The following is a 21,157-nucleotide window of genomic DNA, read 5'->3' as shown; positions in this document are numbered from 1 at the left end:
CATTGACTATGCCTTTAAGAGTTCAGTTTTGGACGGCTTAAGAATCCCCGCGTCTTTAGACCGGGGAGAAGTCAAGAAAATTGGGAAAATCGGTTTCTGTGGGAACAGCACATGGATTCCGACCACATTCAAGCATTCCGAAACCGCACAGAAGGATTGCTGGAAGATTTTGAAATTTTGTTGATGCGGCCCGAGAAACTCCCATCTTAGAAAAGGGGGAGTCGGGAGTCGGTATTAGGGAGTCGAGAAAGAGCGATCGGCCCGAAAGCCGAAAGCTGATACTTGAAAGCTAATTTTTCCCCGTTCCCGACACCGACAGTTAATGCAGGCGGTAACAGTGTTCGAGGTGTTGGCGGAAGGTGTCCGGCGGGGTTCCGACGGCGACCCCCCGATATTTGCCCCAAAAACGCCGAGTCCAGCGTTGCAGGGATGGAAACGATCGCTTTAACCAACCCACGCCCCGGTATTTGCCCGTCGTGACGCGGGGGGGTTGCGGCGATCGCGGGCCGTCGGGCGAACTGTCGTAGTGGATGCCGCGGTAACAGTATTTCATGGGAAGATCCTCCGAATTATTGCAGGTCGTCGGGGTTGGATTGACGACGGGAAGTCGGCGCGACGGAGGAGCCGAGTTCTTCAGTGAGGCGGGAGAACATCGAGGACTGGCGGTGCTGCGATCGCCGGCGAGATCCGCTCATCAACAATCTGGCTTTTTCTTGGGCGTTCATATCGGGATTCCTCAAACGAGTTTTCAGGGTCGAATCTTATTTTTCTGTATCTTAGACTACAGAATTTAATTTGATCATACTCCCTTTGCCAGATTTGTCAGTTAAATCGGGATTAAAATGTCATTAAATTATGACCTTCCCCAGGACTTCGGTTCTCCCTCGGCTTCAGGCCGTGCAGAAATGCAAAAGGGCAACGAGGGTGAATACGCAGCGGCCTAGTGCTGCTGTGGGCTAGAACTGAGAATCCCCGTCTCTTTAGAGCGGGGAGTGTCAAACCTGAGCCGCGCACAGTGCCGCCCCGATCAACCCCACTTTCGGATTCAAGACGATGCGGACGGGGACGCGATCGAGGAGGGGGCTGACGCGGCCTTTGTCTTTGAACGCCTTCATGAAACTTCCGGATTCCATCAGCGGCAGAATTTTGGCGGCGATCCCGCCGGCGACGTACAGTCCGCCGTAGGGCAGTAATTTTAGGGCGAGGTTTCCCGCTTCGGCGCCGTAGGCGTCCACGAACAGTTTCATCGTCTGTTCGCAGAGGTAGTCGCTTTCGGCTAAAGCGGCTGTGGAGACTTCCGCGGCCAGATCGACGGTTTTGTCTTCCCGCCCCATTTCCTGCTTCCAAGTTTGGTAGATTTTGGCGAGGGCTTTCGATTCCTGGGAGACGTCGCGATCGCGCAAAAATTGATAAATGCCGGCGATTCCCATCCCCGATACCACCCGTTCCACGGACACCCGGGTGATGCCGTAGAGTTCCCGCAAATAGCCCAGGAGGTGGAATTCCAATTCCGATCGCGGGGCGAAATCCGTGTGGCCCCCTTCGGTGGAAAATACCTGGTAGCCATCGGCCCGGGGGATGACGAATCCCTGTCCCAAACCGGTGCCCGCCCCGATGACGGCGATGGGGGCGCCCGGGTTGAGTTCTCCCGCCTGGAGGACGTGCAAATCCTCGTCCGACAATCCCACCACGCCGTAACCGATGGCGGCGAAGTCGTTAATTAATTCGATTTTGGAAATCTCCAATTCCCGTTCCAGGCGATCGGCCTGCAGGGACCAACTCAGGTTGGTGAGTTCGCAGGTGTTGTTGACCACGGGTCCGGCGATGCCGAAACAGGCTTTTTCTGGGGGTTGATAGTCGGAAACGGCGTCCGAAGCCTCCTTCAAAAAACGGCGGGCGATCGGCACCAAATCCGGGTAATCCTGGCTGGGATAGGTATTTTCAAATAAGGTTTTGAGGGAAGGAAGGGGGGAATTTTTATCGGTATATTCTGCTTCTACCAAACGTAAAATTGTCTTCGTTCCGCCGATGTCTCCGGCGAGTAAAATTGTCATATTTTAAAGTCTCCGATTCAGAGATTGAAAAGCTCGGGCGATCAAAAAAACGATGGCAGACGATCAAAAATTTTAGATTTTCGATAATTTGACTTTCCCAATTTCATCATACTCCATCGGTCAAGACATCGCCAAATCCCCGGAGTTTGCGAGACTTCGACCCCGGGTTGATAGTCATAAAAAAGCGATCGCCAACGATCTGAATCTATCGTACAGGCGATCGCCCTTTTGTTGTCAACCCTCCCGGGTTAACTTTCAGATGCAAAGGTTCAGTCTAGAACGGCCACTTCCAATTGTTGATTTCGTCCTTATCCCGGCCGTGTTCGTAGGCGTAGGCGACGTTTTCGATGATGGCGTTCCGCATCCGCTCCCGGACGTAAGCCGCGGCCGAGCCCAACTTGGGCACGCGATCGATGACGTCGATGACCAAATTGAAGCGATCGATCTGGTTGTTGATCGCCAACTCCAAGGGGGTATTGATATTCCCCTTTTCCTTGTAACCGCGAACGTGCATATTGTGATGATTCGTGCGGCGGTAAGCCAACTTGTGAATCAGCCAGGGATAGCCGTGGAAGTTGAAGATGACCGGTTTATCCGTCGTGAATAAGCTGTCAAAATCCCAATCTGACAACCCGTGGGGATGTTCGCTCTCGGGTTGCAACTTGAACAGATCGACCACGTTGACAAACCGGATTTTCAACTCGGGAAACTCTTCCCGCATGATGGCGGTGGCCGCCAAAGATTCCTTGGTCGCCACATCGCCGCAGGATGCCATGATCACGTCCGGAATGTCCGGTTCTTTTCCGCAGTCGTCATTGCTGGCCCACTCCCAAATTCCGATGCCTTTGGTGCAGTGCTTGATCGCATCTTCCATATTCAGGAATTGCAGGTGTTTCTGCTTGTCCGCCACGATGACGTTGACGTAATCTTTGCTCCGCAAACAGTGGTCGGCACAGGAGAGCAAGCAGTTGGCATCCGGCGGGAAATACACCCGCACCACGTCGGGGCTCTTGTTCGTCACCAAATCCACATAGCCCGGGTCCTGGTGGCTGAAACCGTTGTGGTCCTGGCGCCAAACCGTGGACGAGAGCAAGATATTGAGGGAAGACACCGGCGCCCGCCAGGACACCTCATTCTTGGAAATTTCCAACCACTTGGCGTGTTGGTTGAACATGGAGTCCACCACATGGGCGAAGGCTTCGTAGGTGTGGAAGAAGCCGTGACCCCCGGTGAGCAAATAGCCTTCCAGCCAGCCCTGCAGGGTGTGTTCGCTCAACATTTCCATTACCCGGCCGTCCTGGGCGAGTTCGCTGCCGTCCAAGTCCTCCGGGAAAAAGTCGCCCAGCCAGGTTTTCTTGCTCACCTCGTAGACCGCATTCAGGCGGTTCGAGGCGGTTTCGTCCGGCCCGAACATCCGGAAGTTGGTCATATTGTTCCGCATCACATCCCGCAGGAAGTTCCCCAGGGGTTTGGTATTTTCGGCCTCGCTGGTGGCGGGGTGGCGGACCTCAACGCCGTAGTGGCGGAAGTCCGGCATATTCAGGTCCTTCCGCAGGACACCGCCGTTGGCAAAGGGGTTGGCGCTCATGCGGCGGACGCCGGTGGGGGCCAGTTCCTTGAGTTCGGGGATGAGCGTTCCATTTTCGTCGAAAAGTTCTTCGACGTGGTAACTCCGCATCCAATCTTCCAGAATTCTCATGTGGCCGGAGTTGCCGATGACGTTGGACATCGGCACTTGGTGCGCCCGCCAGAAGCCCTCGACTTTGTGGCCGTCCACTTCCTTGGGGCCGGTCCACCCCTTCGGAGAACGGAAAACGATCATCGGCCAGTGGGGGCGGGTGGTATCTCCGGTGCTGCGGGCGTGATCTTGGATGGCCCGGATCTCGTTGGTGCAGTGTTCCAGGGTCGCCGCCATTTTTTGGTGGGCCGAGGCGTAGTCTTCATCTTGGTCGCACTCGACAATATAAGGCGTGTAGCCGTAGCCCCGGAACAGGCTCTTGATTTCTTCCTCGGAAATGCGGGCCAAAATGGTGGGGTTGGCGATTTTGTAGCCGTTCAGGTGCAGGATGGGCAGTACCGCACCGTCCCGGACGGGGTTGATGAATTTGTTGGAGTGCCATGCGGTCGCCAGGGGGCCGGTTTCCGCTTCCCCATCACCCACGACGGCCGCGACGATCAGATCGGGGTGGTCGAAGGCCATTCCGTAGGCGTGGGAGAGGCTGTAGCCTAATTCCCCCCCTTCGTGGATGGAGCCGGGGGTTTCCGGGGTGCAGTGGCTGCCGATGCCGCCGGGGAAGGAGAATTGCTTGAAGAATTTCTTCATCCCCTCCTCGTCTTCGCTCTTGTCGGGGTAGACTTCGGAGTAAGTCCCTTCCAGGTAGACGGGAGCCAGGACGCCGGGGGCGCCGTGTCCCGGGCCGGCGACGTAGATCATATTCAGATCGTACTTTTTGATCAGCCGGTTGATGTGAATGTAGAGAAAACTCAAACCGGGACTCGATCCCCAGTGGCCCAAAAGGCGATATTTGATGTGTTCGGGCCGTAGCGGTTCCTTCAATAAGGGGTTGTCCCGCAGGTAGATCATCCCCACGCAGAGATAGTTGCAGGCCCGCCAGTAGGCGTGGATCTTCCGCACATCTTCGTCACTGAGCGGGTTGGCCGTCTCGATCGGTTTTTCGGGTGCTGCTACCATAAATCCTGACCTTTTGTTATCAGTTCATTGGATGAGAGTGGGTAAAGCTCAACGGTATGATTGAGCCGACATTTCCCGATTGAAGGAACTGTCAGTTGTGGCCTTCTGGGGATGCCGATTTGATTTGACCCCTATTAAATGTCAATTTTTGTAAAATTGCAAGTCGTACCGGGAGAGCTTAACGTTTCCTGCGCCTTTTTAATCCGATTTTAACTTTATCTTAATTTTTTGATTCTGTCGGCGCTTCGGGAACCTGTTACCCTAGTTCTGAAATGGGAAGATGCGATCGCTTTGTGATCATTTATACTTTTGAACTCCATTTTTCAATATGACTCTGAAACTATATTTTCTACGCCACGGAGAAACCGTCCAAAGCCGGACGGGCGGTTACTGCGGAAATTTAGATCCGGAATTGACCGAAGAAGGGATGGAAATGGCGCGGGAGTTCGCCGAAACCCATCGAAATCTGCCCTGGGTCGCCGCCTACGTCAGCCCCATGAAGCGGACGATCGCCACCGCGAAACCCCTGTGCGAATCCGTCGGAATTCCGGTGGAAGTGCGGGAGGGTTTGAAGGAAATCGCCTACGGGGAGTGGGAGGGAGAATCGCCGGAAACGGTGAATGAAAAATACCACGATGATTATGTCCGCTGGCTCACCGATCCGGGCTGGAATGCGCCGACGGGGGGCGAAAAAGGGGTGGACGTTGCGCGACGTTCCTATGCGGTACTCCGGGAGATTCAAGAGCAGCATGAAAGCGGCAATGTCCTGGTGGTTTCCCACAAGGCGACGATCCGAATCATGTTGTGTCAGTTGCTCGGAATTGACGTCGGACGGTTCCGCGATCGCCTGTTGATGCCCGTGGGCGGCGTCAGTCTGATCGAAATGGAAGCCCACGGCCCCCTGATGCACGCTTTGGGCGATCGCTCCTATTTGAGCGAACGGTTGCGCTCTCTTGCGGGAACTTAGGCGACGATTGCGATCGTTTCATCGTTTCATCCACAGACCATTTTTGATACAGTAAAAGCGCCATTCTAATCGTGCATCTTCCGAAAGAGAGATAGAACCCCTATAAAGACCCATCCAGTCGAGTTTTTTTATGAAAATCTTGGTCCTCAACGCCGGCTCCAGCTCCCAAAAAAGCTGCCTGTACGATATCACGGGAGATACCCTCCCCGACGATCCCCCCGAACCGATCTGGGAAGCGGCGATCGATTGGGGGGTGTCGGAGGATTTCGGCGAAATGAAGGTGAAAGCCAACGGGGTGAAACGAGAGGTCAAAATCGAATCCGGGAACAAACCGGACGCGATCGCCCAAATGCTGCAAACCCTGACTGAAGGCGAAACCCGGGTGATCGAAAACCTCTCGGACATCGACGGGGTGGGCCACCGGGTCGTCCACGGGGGCACGGACTATTCCGCCGCCACCCGGATCGATTCCGAGGTGAAACAGACCATCAAAGACCTGATTCCCCTGGCTCCCGCCCACAACCCCGGCCATTTGGAGGGTATTGAAGCGATCGAGAAAACCCTGGGAGATATCCCCCAGGTGGCGGTGTTCGACACGGCCTTCCACAGCCAAATGCCCCAATTTGCAGCCGTCTATCCCATCCCCTACGAGTGGTTTGAACGGGGCATCCGCCGCTACGGCTTCCACGGCACCAGCCACAAATATTGCGCCGAGCGCGCGGCTCGACTGATGGGGAAACCGTTAAAGTCCCTGCGTTTAATTACTTGTCACCTGGGCAACGGCTGTTCCCTGGTGGCGGTGAGGGACGGCATCAGCATCAATACCACGATGGGATTCACCCCCCTGGAAGGGCTGATGATGGGAAGCCGCAGCGGTTCCATCGACCCGGCAATTTTGATATTTTTGATGCGGGAACACGGGTTGGACAGCGATCGCCTCAACCAAATGCTCAACAAGGAATCCGGCCTCAAAGGAATTACCGGCGTCTCCGGGGATATGCGCTACATCCGGGAGGAGATGGCCAAGGGGAACGAACGGGCGAAACTCGCTTTCGAGATGTTCATTTACCGCCTCAAAACCGCGATCGGCGCCATGTTGGCCAGCCTCGGCGGGGTGGACGGTCTGGTATTTACGGCGGGAATTGGGGAACACGCGGCGGGGGTGAGGGAAGCCACCTGTGCCGGATTTGAGTTTCTGGGATTGCAGTTGGACGGCCAGAAAAATAACGCCACCCACGGAGACGGGGAGATTTCGACGCCGGGCTCGAAGGTGCGGGTTTTTGTCATCCACACCGAGGAAGATTGGGCGATCGCATCGGAGTGTTGGCAGTTGCTCAAGTCGTGATTTGATGTGAGATAGTGAGCTCATCCCGTCGCAGATGCGATGTGAATACTCATATCAAATCCGATTAAATACTCAAACATCGGGCAACCCGAGACGGTTGCCCCTACGGGAAGCTAGGGGGCGATCGATTGGCGGTCAAACAAACGGATTTGATATCATATCAAATCTGATTAAATGCCCGGAAAAAGCCGGTTGGATATCCACACCGCTTGGGAATCAATTCCCAAGCTAATAGCCAAAATCCTCTCAAGAGGATTGGGGAGGTTGAAGGAGGGGATAGCCGGAGCTGATATAGCAACGGACAAGGTGGTTATATCAAATCCGATTAAATGCCCGGAAAAAGCCGGTTGGATATTAAGACCGCTTGGGAATCAATTCCAAAGCTCATAGCTCAAATCCTCTCAAGAGGATTGGGGAGGTTGAAGGAGGGGATAACCGGAGCTGATATAGCAACGGACAAGGTGGTTATATCAAATCCGGTTGAATGCCTGGAACAAAATGGGTTGGATATCCACACCGCTTGGGAATCAATTCCCAAGCTAATAGCAAAAATCCTCTCAAGAGGATTGGGGAGGTTGAAGGAGGGGATAGCCGGAGCTGATATTAGGACACTACTATGTCCAACCGAGTCCACTTGAGTGGACTTTTGCTATGAGCCTTGAAATTCATTTCAAGGCGGGTCTAAAATTAGGCGATCTGTCCTAACCGCTCTGACGGTTGCTATATCACTTACTTAGGGGTGGGCTTTCATACCAAGGAAGACAAGAAACTTATAAATTTTATTGCATACGGCCCTAAAAAATATAATACAACCAACATAACTCCATTGGCAAAAATAAAAGCTTTACCCGTGCTTTCATGAGCCGCGATCGCACAGTGGGAAAAGTGGGAAAAGTGGGTTGAATTTTAATTCAAAATAGCGACACAAAAACGGGGTGAGTACAACCCACCCCGATCGCACTTCTTAAGTTTATAAATTATTGTCCGTCAGCCGCACGAGTCAGCATGGTTTCGTGGAGGTGATCATCGTGGTGGCGGGTTTCGGCCAGCAGTTCCCGGGCCTGTTCCCCCGCACCCTCGGCGCGATCGCTCTCATCCGAGGCGCGAGTCAGCATGGTTTCGTGGAGGTGTTCGTCGTGGTGGCGGTGCTTGGCCAATTGCTCCCGGGCTTGTTCTTCTAAACTCATGATCGAAATCTCCGAATTGTTAAAAAACTCTTTAATTTCATTGTGGCACAATTTTTCCAAAAATGTAGCCAAATTGACAGATTTTTTGCAAATTAGGTACATATACGGATAAAGTGACGCGAAAAAGCCGGGGTCACTCGCCCCGGCTTCACAATTCTTGACAATGCTTTAATTTAGCTCTAGCTCATCCGAACCAGCGAATCCTGTGCTAAAAAGTGGTCGAGATGGTAGGCGCGTTCTTCCGTTTTGAGCAGAATCTGCTCGTACAGGTGGCGGGTGCCGCGATCGCCGAGACTTTCCGCCTGTGCGGCCTGACGGCGCAACACGTTGATAATCGACTGTTCGGCGGCCAGGTCGTGTTCAACCATCTGACGGCAACCATAAACCCCGTCCGGTTCCGGGGTGAAGCAGCACAGTTCGGCCAATTTGGCGAAACTGGCCGCGGGAATGCCGCCCAAACCGTTCAGGCGTTCGCCGAGGTCGTGGACGTGACCCTCGGCTTCCCCGTAGCTCTCCTGGAAAAATTCGTGCAGGGAGTAGAATTCCGCTCCCTCGACAACGAAATGGTGCTTCTGATATTGCAGATAAAGGGCCTGAAAGCTGGCAAGCAGGAGGTTCATGCCCTCGCAAATGGGGGCGGTGACAGACTGCTCTAACAGAACCGGATTATCGGCAAGGTGTCCGAAGGGACGGACAGGACTGGCAACTTCAGTCATCGGTATTCTCCTTTTAACGAGCAGTTTGATTGCCACTGCCCTCAGTGTAGAAACGACCGATCGCCCTGTCAACCGGACTTTTGAGGGTTGGCCCACCGTGTTGGCAGCAATTGCGATCTATAAATTTTTGTGAAGGAACCTGTTGAGAATATTTTTCACTTGTACTATCCTGTGAAGTGTTGACTTTCCCGGGGCGGTTGCGATCGCCGGGAGAAGTCCTCGGGTCAATTTAGTGAAAATCTCTGGCATTTAGGAAAAGTGATGAATTCATCAGAATTAGATCCCCAGTCCGGCGAGATCGTGGAGGTAGCCTGGTCGGAACGATGGCAAGTGTACCGGCGCTTGCAGGAGTTGGAGATCCCCTGCTGGTGCGAAGTGGATCGGCCCCTGCGGGTGAAAATCGACAGCACGACAGAAGCCATCCAACTGGCGAGTATTTTGAGGCGGTTGAGCGCGTCTCCCCGAGAACTGACCCTGTCCCTGGAACGGTGCTGGAACCGCAGCTAATCAATAACCCGAAATAATTGACGACCAACTGACAACGAGCAACCCAAATTATGTCCAAGTTTAACAAGCAAGTTTCCGAATTCATCCTCGACGGCCGGGTATTGCAGGTGTTTTATAAGGGTTCTCGCCCCAAAGTGCTGCAACTGATGGCGGATTCGGGATTGTATACGATGAAATTGTCGAAGGATCTGCGATCGCAGGCCGAACGCATTTTGACTCCGGGGGCGGAAGTCCGGGTGGGGGGCGAAAAAACCCTGAATTTCAAAAAAGGCACGATCAAGCTGAAGGCTTACGAAATCTATCCTTTGGGGGAGACGCCGGAAATTCCCGCACCGCCTCCCCGTTCCGAGGATCAGAAGTGTCAAAAACCCGCCAAAATTTTGATCTGCCAGAAGTCCGACTGCTGCAAGCGGGGGGCGCGGGCGGTTTGTGAGGCACTGGAGGCGCAACTGTGCGATCGCGGACTGGAAGGGCAGGTTAAAATTCAAAAAACGGGTTGCCTGAAAAAGTGCAAACTCGGCCCGAATCTGGTTGTGATGCCGGACAAAGCCCGCTACACTCGGGTGAGGCCGGAAGATATTTCCGAGGTGATCGAGAAACATTTGATTTCGGCCCGAGAAGACAGGCCCGATGCCGGTGCTACCGAAAGAATGATGGAGGAATCTTTGCGTTGACTGAGGCGAGAAATGTTTTGGGAAGTCCCCTGGAAATTTGCTGCACGTCTCCGATGACGGGTTTTTATCGGGATGGGAGTTGCAACACCGGGGGCGGCGACATGGGGGCGCACGTCGTCTGCGCCCAGATGACGGAGGAGTTTTTGGCGTTCACCCGTGCGCGGGGAAACGACCTGAGTACGCCCGTGCCGGCGTTTAATTTTCCGGGACTCAAACCGGGCGATCGCTGGTGTTTGTGCGCCCTGAGATGGAAAGAAGCATTGGATGCCGGGATGGCGCCGCCGGTGGTCCTCGAATCCACCCACGCCTCGGCATTGGAATATGTTTCCCTGAACGAGTTGAAATCCCAGGCGATCGAAGCGAGTTGAAGGAGTCGGGAAAGTGAAAAGTGAAAAGTGAAAAGTGAAAAGTAGGGGCGACTGTCATTCGCCCTCCCCGCATTCCCTCAATTATCAATTATCAATTATCAATTATCAATTATTCCCCCATGTCCTACGGTGATTTTAGTTTGGCTAAAGCCAAGGGAGAATTCGGCCTGACGACGGTTGAGACGAGGGGTGTTTTTGCCGAATTTCCCGAATTGCCCGCGAGTCCTTTGCTGGCGGAAACCCTCGACTATCAACTGCCGATCGCCCTGGCAAGCAACAGCGAAAAAGCCCGATCCGAATTGATTATCGCCCCCATCCTGGTCGATCTGCGCCGGCAACTCGACGACAAAATCAGTTTATTTTCCGGGGTCGATTTTACCGTCGATGCGACGAGGGGGTTGAACGGTATCTGCGATTTTATTATTTGCAAATCTCCGGAAATTCTGATGTTGACGGCTCCGGTCATTACGATTGTGGAAGCCAAAAAAGAGAATATCAACGCCGGGTTGGGTCAGTGCGTGGTGGCGATGGTTGCAGCCCAAATTTTCAACCAAAAATCCGAAACGGAAATTGACACGATTTATGGCGCGGTGACGACGGGCAGCATTTGGCAGTTCCTCAAATTGGAAGGACAGACGTTGAGCGTCGATTTGAGCGAATATTATTTGAATGATGTCGGTAAAATTCTCGGTATTTTGGCGGGTTTTGTTTCTCAAGGAAATGGGCGAAAGGGCTCGGCATAGGAGGGGACATCCGGCGCGATGCCGACGTCCCCCGGAGTGGGAGCGATCGCCAGGTTTGAGAAAAGAATGAGACAATGGGTAGAATCTGCTCGTTCCTTCTCGGAAATGCTCTACTGTTGCAACCCAAGTTGCCCCAATCCGTTCAATCCCGACAATCAACGATTCTGCCAAAGCTGCGGCGCGGCGATTTTGCTGCCGCTGTTCCGCAACCGCTATCGGGTGATCCGCCAGTTGGGGGAAGGGGGGTTCAGCCGCACCTACGAGGCGAAGGACGTGGATCGGATGGACGATCCCTGCGTGATCAAGCAATTTCTGCCCCAGGTTCAGGGGACGGCGGCGCGGCAGAAGGCGACGGAATTGTTCAAACAGGAGGCCAACCGGCTGTACGAGTTGGGGGAACATCCGCAAATCCCCCGGCTGATCGCCTATTTTGAACAGGATCGGCGGCTGTATTTGGTGCAGGAATACATCGAGGGGGAGACGCTGCTGCAGGAGTTGCGGCGGGGCGGGCCGTTCGGGGCGGATAAAATTCACGAAATTTTGGCGGAATTGCTGCCGGTTTTGCAAATTATCCACGATCGCAATATTATCCACCGGGATATCAAGCCGGAAAATATCATGCGGCGGCGCCGGGACAATCAGTTGATGTTGATCGATTTCGGGGTGTCGAAGCAGGTGACGGGGACCACCACCGTTGGACAGGCAACGAGCGTGGGGACGCCGGGATATGTGCCGATGGAACAGTTGCGGGGCCAGGTGTACCCGGCCAGCGACCTGTACAGTTTGGGAGTGACGTGCCTGCGGTTGCTGACGGGGTGCCTGCCCGAGGAAAGTGGCCGGGATGCCCTCTACGACGCGATGGAGGGGCGCTGGATGTGGCGATCGCATCTACAGCCGAACGTCTCGATGCCGCCCCAGTTGGGGGTGATTTTGGACCGCCTGACCCAGGATTTAGTGCGCGATCGCTACCAGTCCGCCGAGGAGGTGTTGCAAACCCTGAGAGGGGCCAGCAGCCGGGGTCAACCCGCCCCGATACCGCCCCCCACCCCCGTGCGGACGGTCTACAAACCGCCCCGAGCGACTCCCAAACCCCCGGCGATCGTGCCGCCGGTTCCGACACCCGTCGTCCCCCCCAAAGCCCCGGCCCAACCCAGAAATCCCTACAGCAAATTGCAGGATCTCCTCAAGGCGGGAAAGTGGCGGGAGGCGGATGCGGAAACCTCCCGGTTGATGCTGCAAATTGTAGGGCGCAGCGGGGACAGTTGGCTGACGGTGAGCCAGGTGGAAACGTTTCCTTGTGAGGAATTGCGACAAATTGATCGCCTCTGGGACCGGGCGAGTCGGGGCCGGTTCGGCTTTGGGGTTCAGAGGCGGATCTGGCAGCAGGTGGACCGGGACGTGGGGGAGTTCGGGGAGCGGGTCGGGTGGTGCGATCGCGGGGATGCCGACGAGATCCGCTGGCGGGATTATGACGGGCTCTTATTTTCTTTGAAAGCGCCCCAGGGCCACTTGCCGGGGTTGAGCGTCATGGTGGGTCGGGAGTGGGACCGATCGCTGTGGCTGTTGCGCCATTTATTTTTGAGTGTCGAAGCCTGTGGGTTATAATCGAGCCAGGATTTTAAAATCTTCGTGGAAACCTGCAATTTGAGCCGATCAACTCAGCTCGAATGGGAAACGAGAAAGCGTTTGGTTCGCCATTTATAGTTCCCTTGCGTCTGCTATATTCCAACCCAGAAACCTAACGGGAGATGCCAATGTCTGAAAATCCTCCTCAACCCACTTCCTCAGAAGGCGTTAGCAAAAAAATTCAAGAGGCTGTCAGGCAGCTTTATCAGCAGGCGAACACTTATATCGCCGAGAATAAATTGGAGGAGGCGATCGCTTGTTACCGGAAATCGATCGCCCTGGTTCCCGCCTTGGGAGATGCCTATCAGAAGTGGGGCAATTTGTTGGTGAAAACGGGTCAGTTGGAGGCGGCGATCGCGACGTACCAGCAGGCGATCAAACTGAGTCCGGAGGATTCTTGGTCTTGCAACAGTTTGGGCGGAATTTTTATTAAACTCGAACGCTGGGAAGAGGCGGTTCCAGTCTGCCAGCAGGCGATCCGACTCGACCCCAATTCTTTCTGGGATTACAACAATTTGGGGCTGGCGCTGACCAAGTTGGAGCGGTGGGAAGAGGCCGTCGAAGCCTACGAAAAAGCCGCCGACATCAACTCCGGCTTTTTCTGGACTTACAATAACTGGGGCGACGCTTTGATGGCGCTCGAACGCTGGGAAGAGGCGGTCCCGGTTTACCGGAAGGCGATCAAAATTGACCCGAATTTCGTCTGGGCTCACACGAATTTGGGGGACGCACTACGGCATTTGAAGCGCTGGAAAGAGGCGGTTCCGGTCTATCAAAAATCCTGCCAACTGAACCCGAACTTTTTCTGGTCCCACAGCAATTTGGGCGATATTTTGTTCGGGTTGAAGCGATATAAAGAGGCGATTCCGGTTTACCAGCAGGCGGTCAAAATTCAGCCTGATTCGCCGCAGACGCACTACAAGTTGGCGAAAGTGTTGATGAAGGCTCAGAAATTCGAGGATGCGATCGCCAGTTTTGAACGGGTGTTGGAACTGAAGCCGGACTTCCATGAAGCCAGCCAAAAATTGCAGGATGCCCAAAACCAGTTACAACAAGTTCAATATCAGAAAAAACGAGAGAACTCGCCCATCGAACCCGTCGATTGGATGAAGTATTATCCCAAGATGGGAAATTCGGTTTCTTACATGATGGCGAAACCGACTCCCGCCCAAAAAGACCCCAAAACGGGGGAGTGGACGTTTCCGATTCCGCCCCGGCCGCTGATGTTCGTGTTCGCCGATCAGGGGGAGGAATACTATCTCAATTCTGGCAAAATTCAGATTCGCCTGATGCTCGATTCGCTACAAAAAGCCAAGTTTTCTTTGGGTTCGGGCAGTCGGATTTTGGATTTTGGATGCGCGTCGGGGCGGATGATCCGGTTTTTGAGCGATCGCGCCGAAGCCTGGGAAATTTGGGGCGCGGATATCAGCGCCGACTGTATTTTTTGGTGCAAGGAATATATGAGCCCGCCCTTCCATTTTTTGACCTGCACCACCCACCCCCATCTGCCCTTTGAAGACCGGTATTTCGACCTGATTTATGCGGGTTCGGTGTTCACCCACATTGACGATCTGGCGGACGCTTGGCGGTTGGAACTGCGGCGAATTCTCAAACCCGGTGGAATGGCTTACATCACCATTCAAGAGCGGCATATCATCAATCTCATTAAAGGATTTAAAGAGCAGTGGTTGGCGAACAATAATATCTGGCCCCTGGGCAAAAAAACGGAGTGTCTGCGGAAGTACGAAGAGTACAGCAATTCTGATTTTGCCATGTTTACTTTGGGGCGGGATACGCGATCGCTCGTTTTCTACGACCTCGATTATTTCTGCGACATGGTGCAGCCCTTTTTCAAAGTGGTCGAAGTTCGCAAAGAAGCCTATTACTGGCAGACGGCTCTTTTGCTGGAGCGACAGTAAAAGGAATGGCTAGAGTCTTGTAGGGTGTGTTCCCCATTCTACCCCGAAGATTGGCTCAATTGCCCCGTCGATCTGATCGCGGAAACTGCCCTCCGTACAGAACTGAAACCTTATATCGAAGCGGAAAATATTTGAGTGTAAAATAAAGGCGACACCAAACCGGTCAAAAAATCATGGAAACCATCAAAACCAAAATCTCCGTCGGAAGCGATCGCCATCTGTCGCTCCAACTCCCCCAAGACTTACCCCCCGGCGATTACGAAGTGCTGGTGGTTCTTTCACCTAAAACCACACAAAAACCCGAAAAAAAGTATCCTCTGCTCGGCTTGCCGATCGCTCTGGACGATGACTTTGACGAACCCATGCCGGAACTGTGGGAGGCATTAGAAGAATGATCCTCTTAGACACCCACGCTTGGTTGTGGTTACTTCACGATCCGGAACAATTATCTCCCGCCGCCCGAGAAGCGATCGCCCAGGAAGAAAACCAAAATGGAATTTTAATTTCTAGTATTTCCGTTTGGGAAGTGGCGGTCAAACATAGCATCAATAAATTGCAACTCCCCTTGCCAATAGATGCTTGGTTTGAATTGGCTCGACAACAACCCGGGACAATTATCGAACCCCTCTCGCCATTGGATGCCATCAATAGCACCACCTTACCCGGTGAATTTCATAAAGATCCGGCCGATCGCATCCTGGTGGCGATCGCCCGACGATACGACATATTGATCGTCAGCCGCGATGAAAAAATCCGGAATTATCCCCACGTCAAAACGATCTGGTAATCCAATAATGCACGGGATTCATTCAACTTTACTGTTCCGCCATGCGATCGAGGCGTTCCCGAATGGAGAGGTTGAGAAGCGATCGCAAAAACAGCACGATTCCCACCCCGGAAACCGCCAGCACGAAAACACCCCACCCCGTTTCTCCGGCGACGAGCAACACCACCCCGGAAAGCAACGTAAACCCTGCCCAGCAGGCGTGAATGAGGGCTTTGATGGCGAAATTGATCCGTCTCAGGGCGCGATCGCTCTCGATGGAACGCACCCGAAATTTTAATTCCCCCTCCTCGATGCGCTGTTCCAACCGCCGGATCACAACCTCCGCCCGACTCGGCTGTCGCAACTTGTATTGCACGAATTCCCGCGCCTGTTTCGTCAATTCCCCCACCAAAGATCCCCGATCTTGCTTGGCGATGGTAAGACTTTTGATAAACGGTTGGGCGGAATCGACCAAATTATATTGGGGGTCGAGGGTGCGGGCCACGCCGTCGAGAGTCGTGAGAGATTTGAGGATAAATGTCATCTCGGCGGGCAGGCGAAAGGGCTGCTGTTCAAACATGATATAAACTTCATCTTTGATGACGTTGAAGGCTTGGAAGTCGATGGGTTTTTCCGTGAATTCATCCAACACGAACCGCAGCAGCCGCTTCACGGGGGTCATGTCGGGCATGGGTTCCACCAAACCGATGTCCACCAAGGTATCGAGCACCACGTCCGCGTCCTTCCGCAGGACGGCAAAAAAGGTGCGGATCATCTGATCTTTCGCCAGGGGTTTGACTTCGGCCATCATGCCAAAATCATAAAAAATTAGACTGCCGTCGGAGTTGACGGCGATGTTGCCGGGATGGGGGTCAGCCTGAAAAAAACCGTCCTGTAAAATCTGTTTGAGGTAGCAACAGATCCCCAACTGGTTGATCCGCTTGATGTCGATGCCGCAGGCTTGCAGGGTCTTGCGATCGTCAACTTTGATGCCCGGTAAATATTCCAAGGTTAAGACTTTGTGGGTGCTGTATTCCCAGTAAACTGTGGGGACGACGATGCCGGGATAACTTTTGAAATTCTCTCGGAATCTATCGGCGTTTTTTCCCTCTTTGATATAGTCGATTTCTTGGTATAAAATTAAGAAGAATTCGTTGTAGATGGCGTCGAGGTCGTAGAGTCGCGCCCAACTGAAACAGCGCTGGCAAAAGCGGATCACCCGGCGGACGGCCTGCATATCCAGGTCGAAGAGTTCTTTGAGTCCCGGACGCTGCACTTTGACGATCACCTGTTCCCCGGTGTGCAATTTTGCCCGGTGTACCTGCCCGAGGCTGGCGGCGGCGAGGGGGCGTTCGTTGAAGTCGCGGTAGAGGCTGAAGAGGGAATTTCCGAGTTCCGACTCGATGATGGCGACGGCGCGATCGGCGCTGAAAGAGGGGACTTTATCTTGGAGTTTTTCCAACTCTTCGACGTATTCCAAAGGTAAGATATCGGCGCGGGTGGAGAGGGCCTGTCCGAATTTGATGAACGTCGGGCCGAGGTCGAGGAGGGTTTGGACTAGCCACTTCGCCCGCCGTCGTTTGGTGGTGGGTGTATTATCTCCAAGGGTGCGATCGCGCCACAAGAAAAACATGAACTTCCCGGCGGCAGAGAAAACGTCGATCTGTCGGGTCAGCGGGGAGTATTTCGTTCGCTGCCAGCGGAGGGGTTTCGGTGATTTCCGGGTGAGCATTCGGGGATTTCAGGTCATCGGCCCATTTGAAAAGGGTTATCGCAATCGATCGCGGGTCGGGTGAGGTGATCGTCGGCAATCCTTGTGTCTGATTCGATACTATCACGGATGGCGTCAAGGTTCGACAGTGGCGGGGGTGCCGATCGCGATCGGGTCGCCGGTCAGGAGGCGATCGCTCTGATATCGCAGGTATCGCGCTGGTGTTTTAACAAATTGAGGAAGCCCCGAAAACTCCAAAACCTCGATTTTAAGGGGGTTTGAGTTCTGCCGACTCCCTAATACCGATTCTCGAGGACCGCGCGCAGCGCTATACCCATCAACCCGCCGTTCTCCCAATCCGAGCACTAGCCGGAGCCCGGATGTCAATTGTCCGGCCCCCAAACCCCCAATCCTGGGGGCTTCAAGCGGATCGAATTTTCACAAAACGATCGGGCGAGAAAATCAATTTCATTGCGAATTGATAAAATTTTCGTGCCGAGGGTGGTGCGATCGCGTTTATTTTGACCGGAAACAAAGGGTTTAAAATTGAAAATTATTGCCCCATCATTTTTATCAATAACTCCTCAAAAGTAGGGGAAATTAAACCCGAAATTGACATTTTCCACTGAAAAGGGCTGTTAAGATGGGGAAAGACACAACCCGACCCGAACAATGGGAACGCCTTCACCCAACTTCGCCTTCCTCCAAGAACACGATCCCCAACTGGTGCGGCTGGCGACCGTGGCGGAATCTTACTTTAACGAAGATCCCGTCACCTGCCTGATGAAATTGCGGCAGTTCGGCGAACTCCTCGCCCAACTCACCGCCGCCAACGTGGGGCTATACGCCGACCCCTCCGAATCCCAACTCGTCCTGCTGCGGCGACTCGCCGAAAATCACCTGATCTCCGGCGACGTGAAACGCCTGTTTCACGAACTGCGAAAGGCCGGAAACGACGCCACCCACCATCTGGCCGGCGACCACCGCACCGCTTTGAGTCACCTCAAATATGCCCGAGAATTGGGGATTTGGTTTCACCGAACTTTTGCCCAATCCAAACACTTCAAAGCCGGGGCGTTCATTCCCCCCCCCGACCCCGTTTCCAAAACCGAGGCGTTGCAGGAAGAGTTGGAACGGTTGCGAACCGAAGCCGCCCGCCACCTCACCGAAGCGGAACTCGCCACCGCCAGGGTCCGGCAGGAAGAAGAATTGCGGCAGATTGCCGAAGAACTCCTCGAAGAAGTGGAGGCGGAGGCCCGAGAAACGACCCGGCGCCTGGAACAGTTGCAGGCCAGCAACGCCGCCGAATCCACCCGGCGGGTTCGACAGACTGCGGAAACGGCCCGGGAGGCGGAAACCCAAATCAATCTCGACGAACCGGAAACGCGGCGGTTGATTGACGCCCAACTGCGGGCGGCGGGGTGGACGGCGGATTCGGAAACGCTCACCTACGGCAAGGGGACCCGTCCCCGGAAAGGGCAAAATTTGGCGATCGCGGAATGGCCCACGGCGGGGGGACGGGCGGATTATGTGCTGTTCGTCGGTCCCGAAGCGGTGGGGGTGGTGGAAGCCAAACGGCAAATTCGAGACGTTTCCGCCAGCATCGACCAGGCGAAACGGTACAGTCGCGACTATCAAAAAAAGGCGATGAAATTGTGCCGGACGTGGCGGGGGATTATAAAATTCCCTTCGTTTTCGCGACCAACGGGCGGGAGTATCTGGGACAGTTGCGGACCCAAAGCGGCATCTGGTTTTGTGACCTCCGCAAACCCGACAACCTGCGGCATCCCCTGATTGGCTGGTACAGTCCGGAGGGGTTGAAACAGTTGTTGTCTCGGGATGCGGAACGGGCTCACGCCCAGCTCGAACGGGAAGAGTTCAACTACAATATCGACCTGCGGGATTATCAAATTCGAGCCATCCGTGCGGCGGAAAATGCCCTGGCGGACAATGGCTCGGAAATTCTGTTGGCGATGGCGACGGGGACGGGAAAAACGAAAACCAGCATCGTTTTGGTGTATCGGTTGTTGAAGTCGAAGCGATTTCGGCGGGTGCTGTTTTTGGTCGATCGCACCCCATTGGGGGAACAGGCGGCTAATGCGTTCAAGGAAACCCGTTTGGAAAATTTGCAGACCTTCAGCGAGATTTTTGAAATTCGGGAGTTGGAGGAAAAAGACATCCACACGGAAACCAAGTTAAATATCGATACGGTTCAGAGTTTTGTCCGGCGGCTGTTTTATGCCGAGGATGAAAGCCGGATTCCGACGGTGGACGAGTACGACTGTATTATCGTCGATGAATGTCACCGGGGCTATTTGCTGGACAAGGAATTGAGCGAAACGGAATTGGAGTTCAGAAACCAGGACGACTATATTTCCAAATATCGCCGGGTTCTGGAATATTTCGACGCGGTAAAAATCGGCCTGACGGCGACTCCGGCCCTCCACACCACCCAAATTTTTGGCGATCCGGTGTTTACTTACAGCTACCGGGAAGCGGTGATCGACGGGTGGCTGATCGACCACGAACCCCCCGTTCAAATCGGGACGGAATTGGCGGAAACAGGGATGGTTTGGCAGCCGGGGGAAGAGATGGAATATTTCGACCCGAAAACGGGAACCGTCGATTTGGTACACGCCCCGGATGAGGTGAAAATTGAGGTGGAACAGTTTAACCGCCGGGTGATTACGGAGGCGTTTAATCGGGTGGTTTGTGAAGAATTGGTCAACTATATCGACCCGACATTTCCGGAAAAAACGTTGATATTTTGCGCCAACGACAGACACGCGGATTTGGTGGTTGACTTGCTGAAGTTGGCGTTGCGGGAGAAGTATGGCAGCGTGGATGATGATGAGGTCAAAAAGGTGACGGGGAGCGTCGATCGCCCCCGAGAACTGATCCGGCGGTACAAAAACGAAGCCAGTCCCAAAATTGCGGTGACGGTGGATTTGCTGACGACGGGAATCGACGTTCCGGCGATTTGCAATTTGGTGTTTTTACGGCGGGTGAATTCGCGGATATTATACGAACAGATGATCGGGCGGGCGACCCGCCGCTGTGACGAGATCGGAAAGACGGTATTTCGGATCTTCGATGCGGTGGGATTGTACGAGGGCATCAGTCCGGTTTCGACGATGAAACCCGTTGTCAAAAATCCCAATATTACGTTTTCCCAATTGGTTGATGAATTGGGGTCGGTGGACGATGCGAGGGCGTTGCCGGAGATCGTCGATCAACTGTTGGCGAAATTGCAGCGGAAACGCCGGAATTTGGACGATCGCAGCCGGGAACAGGTGGAGGCGATCGCGGGTTGTTCGACTGAGGAAATGGTGGATTATATCAAGAATAATTCGGCCGCAGATGTGGTACAATGGTTCGCGGACAAACGGGCGATCGCGGAAATTTTGGATCGGCGGGACGGCGGCAGTCAACCCCTGCTGATTTCCCGACACGGCGATCGCGTCGTCCGGGTTGAGAGGGGCTACGGGAAGGGCGAGAAACCGGAAGACTATCTGGAGAGTTTCCGCGATTTCTTGAATGAGAATATCAACCAAATTCCGGCGTTGTTGGTGATAGTTCAGCGGCCCCGGGACTTGACCCGGGAACAGTTGAAAGAGGTGGCATTATTGTTGGGTAATGCCGGATATACCGAATCGAATTTGCAAACCGCATGGCGGGAAACCACCAACCAGGATATCGCCGCTTCTATCATCGGATTTATCCGTCAGGCGACGTTGGGGGATGCGTTAATTCCCTATAAAGAACGGGTCGATCGCGCGATCGCAACAGTTCTGGCGTCCCGCCGGTGGACGGACTCGCAGCGGAAATGGTTGGAACGGATCGGGAAGCAGTTAAAATCGGAAACGGTGGTGGATAGGCTGG

21 protein-coding genes are annotated in these 21,157 nt (G+C 54.1%); 14 read left to right on the top strand and 7 right to left on the bottom strand.

Annotated features, from left to right (window positions below):
• The coding region (locus tag LKE08_RS17585) for a hypothetical protein (protein ID WP_324705550.1) at positions 1 to 184 on the top strand (184 nt) is incomplete at its 5' end.
• A 135-nt stretch (positions 185 to 319) separates the two neighbouring features.
• On the opposite strand, the gene LKE08_RS17580 is transcribed toward LKE08_RS17585, so the two are convergent.
• The 4 genes from LKE08_RS17580 to LKE08_RS17565 all read right to left on the bottom strand — a co-directional run bounded on the left by LKE08_RS17580 (position 320) and on the right by LKE08_RS17565 (position 4,746).
• Entirely contained in the window at positions 320 to 553 is a 234-nt protein-coding gene (locus tag LKE08_RS17580) for a DUF4278 domain-containing protein (protein WP_324705549.1), read from the bottom strand.
• 16 nt (positions 554 to 569) lie between these two features.
• Positions 570 to 725, bottom strand: a complete 156-nt coding sequence (locus LKE08_RS17575; protein ID WP_324705548.1) for a hypothetical protein — start codon at positions 723 to 725, stop codon at positions 570 to 572.
• A gap of 270 nt (positions 726 to 995) precedes the next feature.
• Positions 996 to 2,054 (bottom strand): glucokinase, encoded by a 1,059-nt coding sequence (locus LKE08_RS17570; protein WP_324705547.1) that lies wholly within the window; start codon positions 2,052 to 2,054, stop codon positions 996 to 998.
• A gap of 274 nt (positions 2,055 to 2,328) precedes the next feature.
• On the bottom strand, positions 2,329 to 4,746 hold the full coding sequence (locus tag LKE08_RS17565; RefSeq protein ID WP_324705546.1) for a phosphoketolase family protein: 2,418 nt from the start codon (positions 4,744 to 4,746) through the stop codon (positions 2,329 to 2,331).
• A 328-nt stretch (positions 4,747 to 5,074) separates the two neighbouring features.
• On the opposite strand from LKE08_RS17565, the gene LKE08_RS17560 reads away from it, so the two are divergent.
• From LKE08_RS17560 to LKE08_RS17550, 3 genes are all read left to right on the top strand, one after another.
• Positions 5,075 to 5,713: a histidine phosphatase family protein gene (locus tag LKE08_RS17560; RefSeq protein ID WP_324705545.1), complete on the top strand. Its 639-nt coding sequence runs from the start codon at positions 5,075 to 5,077 to the stop codon at positions 5,711 to 5,713.
• A 130-nt stretch (positions 5,714 to 5,843) separates the two neighbouring features.
• Positions 5,844 to 7,058, top strand: a complete 1,215-nt coding sequence (locus LKE08_RS17555; protein WP_324705544.1) for an acetate kinase — start codon at positions 5,844 to 5,846, stop codon at positions 7,056 to 7,058.
• A 347-nt stretch (positions 7,059 to 7,405) separates the two neighbouring features.
• Positions 7,406 to 7,696, top strand: coding sequence for a hypothetical protein (locus tag LKE08_RS17550; protein ID WP_324705543.1), 291 nt, complete (start codon positions 7,406 to 7,408; stop codon positions 7,694 to 7,696).
• A gap of 339 nt (positions 7,697 to 8,035) precedes the next feature.
• On the opposite strand, the gene LKE08_RS17545 is transcribed toward LKE08_RS17550, so the two are convergent.
• Positions 8,036 to 8,245 carry a hypothetical protein gene (locus tag LKE08_RS17545; protein ID WP_324705542.1) on the bottom strand — a complete coding sequence of 70 codons (210 nt, stop codon included), beginning with the start codon at positions 8,243 to 8,245 and terminating at the stop codon, positions 8,036 to 8,038.
• Positions 8,246 to 8,424: 179 nt separating this feature from the next.
• On the bottom strand, positions 8,425 to 8,961 hold the full coding sequence (locus tag LKE08_RS17540; RefSeq protein WP_324705541.1) for a Dps family protein: 537 nt from the start codon (positions 8,959 to 8,961) through the stop codon (positions 8,425 to 8,427).
• Positions 8,962 to 9,222: 261 nt separating this feature from the next.
• Between LKE08_RS17540 and LKE08_RS17535 the strand changes: the two genes are divergently transcribed.
• The 8 genes from LKE08_RS17535 (at position 9,223) to LKE08_RS17500 (ending at position 15,585) form a co-directional block, all read left to right on the top strand.
• On the top strand, positions 9,223 to 9,468 hold the full coding sequence (locus tag LKE08_RS17535) for an Asr1405/Asl0597 family protein (RefSeq protein WP_324705540.1): 246 nt from the start codon (positions 9,223 to 9,225) through the stop codon (positions 9,466 to 9,468).
• A 50-nt stretch (positions 9,469 to 9,518) separates the two neighbouring features.
• A complete protein-coding gene (locus LKE08_RS17530; RefSeq protein ID WP_324705539.1) occupies positions 9,519 to 10,142 on the top strand; it encodes a (2Fe-2S) ferredoxin domain-containing protein in 624 nt (207 codons plus the stop codon).
• On the top strand, positions 10,139 to 10,510 hold the full coding sequence (locus LKE08_RS17525; RefSeq protein WP_324705538.1) for a DUF2237 domain-containing protein: 372 nt from the start codon (positions 10,139 to 10,141) through the stop codon (positions 10,508 to 10,510). The genes LKE08_RS17530 and LKE08_RS17525 overlap by 4 nt, the downstream gene beginning before the upstream one ends.
• Positions 10,511 to 10,629: 119 nt before the next feature.
• On the top strand, positions 10,630 to 11,253 hold the full coding sequence (locus LKE08_RS17520) for a hypothetical protein (RefSeq protein ID WP_324705537.1): 624 nt from the start codon (positions 10,630 to 10,632) through the stop codon (positions 11,251 to 11,253).
• 66 nt (positions 11,254 to 11,319) lie between these two features.
• Entirely contained in the window at positions 11,320 to 12,858 is a 1,539-nt protein-coding gene (locus LKE08_RS17515; protein ID WP_324705536.1) for a serine/threonine-protein kinase, read from the top strand.
• Between the two features lie 149 nt (positions 12,859 to 13,007).
• Positions 13,008 to 14,798 (top strand): tetratricopeptide repeat protein, encoded by a 1,791-nt coding sequence (locus LKE08_RS17510; protein WP_324705535.1) that lies wholly within the window; start codon positions 13,008 to 13,010, stop codon positions 14,796 to 14,798.
• Positions 14,799 to 14,971: 173 nt separating this feature from the next.
• On the top strand, positions 14,972 to 15,193 hold the full coding sequence (locus LKE08_RS17505) for a hypothetical protein (RefSeq protein WP_324705534.1): 222 nt from the start codon (positions 14,972 to 14,974) through the stop codon (positions 15,191 to 15,193).
• Entirely contained in the window at positions 15,190 to 15,585 is a 396-nt protein-coding gene (locus LKE08_RS17500; protein ID WP_324705533.1) for a type II toxin-antitoxin system VapC family toxin, read from the top strand. Before LKE08_RS17505 ends, LKE08_RS17500 begins: the two co-directional genes overlap by 4 nt.
• A gap of 28 nt (positions 15,586 to 15,613) precedes the next feature.
• Here the strand turns inward: LKE08_RS17500 and LKE08_RS17495 are convergent, their stop codons facing one another.
• Positions 15,614 to 17,296, bottom strand: coding sequence for an AarF/ABC1/UbiB kinase family protein (locus LKE08_RS17495; protein WP_324705532.1), 1,683 nt, complete (start codon positions 17,294 to 17,296; stop codon positions 15,614 to 15,616).
• A 651-nt stretch (positions 17,297 to 17,947) separates the two neighbouring features.
• On the opposite strand from LKE08_RS17495, the gene LKE08_RS17490 reads away from it, so the two are divergent.
• Positions 17,948 to 19,069 carry a DUF4145 domain-containing protein gene (locus tag LKE08_RS17490; RefSeq protein WP_324705531.1) on the top strand — a complete coding sequence of 374 codons (1,122 nt, stop codon included), beginning with the start codon at positions 17,948 to 17,950 and terminating at the stop codon, positions 19,067 to 19,069.
• The coding region (gene hsdR, locus LKE08_RS17485; protein ID WP_324705551.1) for a type I restriction-modification system endonuclease at positions 18,958 to 21,157 on the top strand (2,200 nt) is incomplete at its 3' end. The genes LKE08_RS17490 and hsdR, both read left to right, overlap by 112 nt.

This window comes from Lyngbya sp. CCY1209, from assembly GCF_035615495.1.
Taxonomy (GTDB): Bacteria; Cyanobacteriota; Cyanobacteriia; order Cyanobacteriales; family Microcoleaceae; genus Limnospira.
Note: the sequence above shows the minus strand (reverse complement) of the source record. Positions and strands in the feature narration are given on the sequence as shown.